The sequence below is a fragment of the Microbispora sp. NPDC049633 genome (genome assembly GCF_040675265.1).
GTDB lineage: Bacteria > Actinomycetota > Actinomycetes > Streptosporangiales > Streptosporangiaceae > Microbispora > Microbispora maris.
In genome coordinates this window covers 1-5,686 of sequence record NZ_JBFAOO010000312.1, presented here as the reverse complement: position 1 = coordinate 5,686, position 5,686 = coordinate 1, and the positions used below count along the sequence as shown (strand labels likewise).

Genomic DNA, 5,686 nt, shown 5'->3' with positions numbered 1-5,686 from the left:
GGCGCCTCCGCAGCCGGAGCCGCGGTCGCGCCGGCGCGGGCCGACATCGGCGTGTCCGCGTACGGCTTCGAGCTCGGGCAGGTGCGGCTGACCGGGGGCCGCTGGATGGAAAACCAGAACCGGACGCTGTCGTACCTGCGGTTCGTCGACGTCAACCGGTTGCTGTACAACTTCCGGGCCAACCACAGACTGTCCACCGCCGGCGCCGCCGCGAACGGAGGCTGGGACGCCCCGAGCTTCCCGTTCCGCACCCACATGCAGGGGCACTTCCTCTCCGCGTGGGCCCAGGCCTATGCCGTGCTCGGGGACACCACGTGCCGGGACAAGGCGACCTACATGGTCGCCGAAATGGCCAAGTGCCAGGCCAACAACGGCGCCGCCGGGTTCAACACCGGATACCTGTCCGGCTTCCCCGAGTCCGACTTCACCGCCCTGGAAGCCCGCACGCTGAGCAACGGCAACGTCCCCTACTACTGCATCCACAAGACGCTGACCGGCCTGCTCGACGTGTGGCGCCTCATCGGCGACACCCGGGCCCGCGATGTGCTGCTGGCACTGGCCGGCTGGGTCGACTGGCGGACGGGCAGGCTGAGCAGCAGCCAGATGCAGAACATGCTGGGCACCGAGTTCGGCGGGATGAACGCGGTGCTGACCGACATCTACCAGCAGACCGGCGACGGGCGCTGGCTCGCCGTCGCGCAGCGGTTCGACCACGCCGCCGTGTTCAACCCCCTGGCGTCGAACCAGGACCAGCTGAACGGCCTGCACGCCAACACCCAGGTGCCCAAGTGGATCGGCGCGGCCCGCGAGTACAAGGCCACCGGCACGACCCGCTACCGCGACATCGCCACCAACGCCTGGAACATCACCGTCGGCGCGCACACCTACGCGATCGGGGGCAACAGCCAGGCCGAGCACTTCCGGGCGCCCAACGCGATCGCGGGCTACCTCACCAACGACACCTGCGAGCACTGCAACAGCGTCAACATGCTCAACCTGACCCGCGAGCTGTGGTTGCTCAACCCCGATCGGGTGGCGTACGTCGACTTCTACGAGCAGGCGCTGCTCAACCACATCATCGGCGCGCAGAACCCGGCAGACGGCCACGGGCACGTCACCTACTTCACGCCGCTCAAGCCGGGCGGCCGCCGCGGTGTGGGCCCGGCGTGGGGCGGCGGCACCTGGAGCACCGACTACAACTCGTTCTGGTGCTGCCAGGGGACCGGGGTGGAGGTCAACACGAGACTGACGGACTCCATCTACTTCTACAACGGCACCACGCTGACGGTGAACCTGTTCGCCCCCTCGGTGCTGGACTGGGCCCAGCGCGGCATCACGGTCACCCAGACGACGTCCTATCCGGTGAGCGACACCACGACCCTCACCGTCACGGGCAACGCCGCCGGGTCGTGGTCGATGCGCGTCCGCATCCCCTCCTGGACCACCGGCGCCACCATCAGCGTCAACGGCGCGCAGCAGGACGTGGACACCACCCCCGGCACGTACGCCGTCCTCACCCGGTCCTGGGCCTCCGGCGACACCGTGACGGTCCGCCTGCCCATGCGCGTCGTCATGAAGGCCGCCAACGACAACCCGAACGTCGCGGCCATCACGTACGGCCCGGTCGTCCTGTCCGGGAACTACGGGAACACCGCACTGTCGGCGCCGCCCGCCCTGAACACCGCGTCCATCACCCGGACCGGCACCACCGCGCTCGCCTTCACCGCGACCGCCAACGGCGCCACGGTCAACCTGGGCCCGTTCTACGACGCGCACGGGCACAACTACACCGTCTACTGGAACACCGGCGGCAGCGGCGGCGGGGGAGGGACGGCGAGCTACCGGCTGGTCAACGCGGCCAGCGGCCTCGTGCTGGGCGTCCAGAACATGTCCACCGCCGACGGGGGCCTCGCGCTGCAGTGGACCGACAACGGCACCGCCGACCACGACTGGGAGCTGGTCGTGGACGGCACCGCCGTACGGTTCCGCAACGTCAACAGCGGCAAGGTGCTCGGCGTGGAGAACATGTCCACCGCCGACAACGCCCGCGTCCTGCAGTGGACCGACAACGGCACCGCGGACCACCGCTGGACGATCGCCGACGCCGGCGACGGCTCTCACAAGATCCGGAACGTCAACAGCGGCAAACTCCTGGCCATCCAGGGCGGCTCGACCGCGAACGGGGCCCAGGCCGTGCAGGACCCCGACAACGGCACCGCGGACAACCAGTGGCGGTTCGTGCCGAACGGCGCCCGGCGCATCCAGAACCTGGCCAGCGGGCTGGTGCTGGGCGTGCAGAACATGTCCACCGCCGACGGCGGCCTGGTCATCCAGTGGGGCGACACCGGAACCGCCGACCACCTCTGGACCGCGGTGGTCGACTCGGGCGGCTACCTGCGCCTGCGCAACTCCAACAGCGGCAAGGTGCTCGGCGTGGAGAACGCCGCCACCGCGGCCGGGTCGCGGGTGCTTCAGTGGGCCGACAACGGCACCTCCGACCACCGGTGGCGGCTGCGCCACGGCGCCAACGGATACTTCCGCATCCAGTGCGCCAACGGCGGCAGGGTCCTCGGCCTCAGCGGCGGCTCCACCGCCCAGGGCGCCCAGGTCGTCCTCGCCGACGACAACGGGGCGAACGACCGCCTGTGGCGGTTCGTCTGACCGGACGGGGAGGGCGTCAGGCCCGCCAGCGGTAATGGGCGTCGGGCAGGTTCTCCTCGTTGCCGCTGCCGTCGCCCTCCGCGACGAGGGTGAAACCGTGCCGCTCGTAGAACCGCCGGGCGCCCGTGTTGCGCTGGAAGACGTACAGGTCGAGCCCGTGGGGGCGCGCCTGCTTGGCCTGGCCGAGCAGCGCGCTCCCGACGCCGCCGTTCTGGGCGCCGGGCGCGAGATACAGGTGGTCGAGCCGGCCGCCGCTCAGGGCGGCGAACCCGGCGACCCGGCCGCGCAGCTCGGCCACCCACACCTGCGACGACGGCAGCACGACGCCGGCGATCCACGCCCGGGTCTCCTCGTCGGAGTGGAGACGGGGCAGGTAGGTCATCTCGGCCCGGGCGGCGAGGAACACCTCGGCGACGTGCCCGGCGTCTGCGGGCCCCGCGCGGCGGATCAGCGGCGGGGCGTCGTGGACGGTCACCCCCGCCCTCCTCTCCGTGCGGCGGACGGCCGGGCGGCGCCGCTCACGACCCGGCGCCCAGGGCGTCGCGGGCCGCCATCAGGGCGAAACCGAGCAGGTTGAGGCCCTGCCAGGTCGAGGGGGAGGCGGCGCGCTCGTCGCCTGCGGTCAGGCCGATGCCCCAGATCCGGTCGTACGGGCTGGCCTCGACCAGGACCCGGCCCCCGGTCGCGAGCAGGTACCGCGACAACTCGGGGTTCTGGCCGAACTTGGCGATGCTGCCGCGGACCACGATGTCGAACCGGCGGGCGTCCCACACCAGCTCGTCGAAGCCGCGTACGGCCCGGCCGAGCTTCTTGGCCTCACCGGGATGACCGGCGGCGAGGATCTGCCCGGCGGCCCGGTCGTCGCCGAACAGCCAGGCCTTGTGCGCCATCATGTAGTGCTCGGCGGAGGCGAAGGTGTGGCCGTCCTCGGTGAAGGTGACCGGCCACCACTGCGACAGGCAGCCGGGGCCGACGCCTCCGTCCCGGGCGGGCCGGTGGCCCCAGAAGTACAGGTAGCGGAGGGCGCGGCCGTCCCGCTCCGCGGCGACCGCCTCGTCCACACTGCGCGGTAACAGGATCTGCTCGGACACGCCCACACCGTGCCACAGACGGCCTCGTCCCGGCCATCGGGTTTCGGCGCCGCGCAGCGTCGCGCCGCCCCGCGCCGCCCCGCGCCGGATGTGACCTGCGGCCCTAAGCTACGTGACGGAATCGGCCCAGCGGATCCCCGTGGCGAACCGGTCGTCGCCGAACCACGCTGCTCGTCGGCCCCCAATGGTGCTCCGGGCGTGACCGTCCCCGGGAGGAGAAGCTCGTGTTATCAGGAGGCATGACCCGGAAACGGGCGGTCTGGCTCGTCCTGGCTCATCGCCCCCAGGCCTTTGTCCCCGGGTGGTTCAGAAGCGGCTTCTGGCCACCCCTGCCGGCCCGCCGGAGCGTATGGCGCTGGGCACGCGTGCCGGGGTGGCTGGGCAACGGGGCTCTCCCGGTGGTCGCGGGAGTGGCCGCCGGGGTCGTCGCCTGGCTCCACGGTCACCGAGAGCAGGCGCCGATGGTGATCGCGGGCGTCGTGATGATCGCCGTGCGGATGATGCCCTTCGCCTGGCCGCGGCGCGTGCGTCAGGCGCACGTCGCCCGGCGTGCCGACCACCCCGAGCTGTACGCGATGGTCGACGAGGTGGCGAGGACCCTGGGAGTGCGACGTCCGTCGCGCGTGTGCTTCATGGCCGTCGCGGAGTCGGCCGCCTTCCGGCTGGGGCCACGGCGTACGGAGCTGTGGATCGGCCTGCCGTACGCGATGGGCTTCGACCGGGCGGAGTTGCGCGGGGTCATCGCCTTCGAACTCGCCCTCCTGGAGGCGTGCCGGACGCGGCCGCTCGCCGCGCTCCTGGAGCTCTGGGCGTCGGTGCCGATCAGGAAGGACGCCGTCCGAGCGGAGGTGGCCGCCGTCGTCAAGGCCCTCATGCTGCGGGCCGACGAGGCCGGCTGCCTGGTGTCGGACCGCAGGACCATCGCGACCGCGCTTCTCCGCGGTGCGCTCCTGCCCCATTCGCTCGACTGGTTCGCCGGCCGCTACGCCGCATTTCTGCCCGGCTTCGGGCTGTTCGCGGTGGATCTCTACCAGGGCTGGCGCTGGAAGGTGTTCGAGGACGACCTGCCGGCCCGGCTCACGCCGCGCTACCGCGAGTTGTACGCGGCGGACCCGTCCAGGCACGGGTTCATGCTCGATCGGATCGCGGAGCTCGGCGCCGCCCCGGACGAGCCGCTCCGGCCGGCGGAGGACCCGATCGTGCGGGCGCTTCACCCTGCCGTCGAGGAACGGTTCGCCCGATGGCTGCTCCGCGACCACACGGCGGGCCGGACGGTGTACTGGTCCGTCGACTTCGCGGACATGCCCTTCTCGGTCTGGGACGCATTGGTCGAACAGGGCCACGACAGCGTCCTGCGGGCCGTGGCCCACCTTTCCGGGCGGCCGGACCCGGCGCTCGACGACCTGATGGAGATCGTGGCGTCCGGGCGTATCGAGGAGCTCCAGTGGGAGCACGGGGAGGAGCCGTGCACCCACCCGTCACCCGGAGTCTGCGCTCTGTTCCCGGTGCTGCACCGCACGCTGCGGATGCGGGGCTACACGTACGTCAACGCGCTGCGCCATCGGGAACTCGCCGGGCCGGACGGCAACGTCGTCGACGTCGTACGGCTGGCGCAGGCGATCGAGCGAGGGGACCGGCCACCGCAGACCCTCGTGCCCGCGACGGCGTCGTGAACGAGGCGATGGGAACCGGATCGGTGTCAGGGGCCTCGCGGGCCTGAGTGGAAGGCCGTCGTCCAGGTGGTGTCCATCGACCTGGCAGCCTGCTACCGCACCGCGATCCGACCGGACTCGCGCCCGCCGGAGATGCCGGGCCTCGTGGCGACGGCCGACCACTCATGCTCCGAGGGGTCTGCCTTGGCTGCTGAGGATCAGCTTCTCGATGCGCTTGCGGCGCCGGGCGCTGGTGATCCGCAGGGCGACGACGAGCAGGAC

General features: G+C 71.7%; 4 protein-coding genes. 2 read left to right on the top strand and 2 right to left on the bottom strand.

All coding sequences use genetic code 11. The features are described from left to right. Positions 1 to 2,661: beta-L-arabinofuranosidase domain-containing protein (locus AB0J39_RS37755; protein ID WP_363473745.1), on the top strand; the 2,661-nt coding region annotated here is incomplete at its 5' end. 16 nt (positions 2,662 to 2,677) lie between these two features. Here the strand turns inward: AB0J39_RS37755 and AB0J39_RS37750 are convergent. Further along, positions 2,678 to 3,136, bottom strand: coding sequence for a GNAT family N-acetyltransferase (locus AB0J39_RS37750; RefSeq protein WP_363473743.1), 459 nt, complete (start codon positions 3,134 to 3,136; stop codon positions 2,678 to 2,680). A gap of 43 nt (positions 3,137 to 3,179) precedes the next feature. After that, the gene (locus tag AB0J39_RS37745) at positions 3,180 to 3,758 is read right to left on the bottom strand and encodes an NADAR family protein (RefSeq protein ID WP_363473742.1); all 579 of its coding nucleotides are present in this window, start codon (positions 3,756 to 3,758) and stop codon (positions 3,180 to 3,182) included. 359 nt (positions 3,759 to 4,117) lie between these two features. On the opposite strand from AB0J39_RS37745, the gene AB0J39_RS37740 reads away from it, so the two are divergent. Continuing rightward, the gene (locus AB0J39_RS37740) at positions 4,118 to 5,425 is read left to right on the top strand and encodes a M48 family metallopeptidase (RefSeq protein WP_363473740.1); all 1,308 of its coding nucleotides are present in this window, start codon (positions 4,118 to 4,120) and stop codon (positions 5,423 to 5,425) included. Positions 5,426 to 5,686 lie beyond the last annotated feature (261 nt).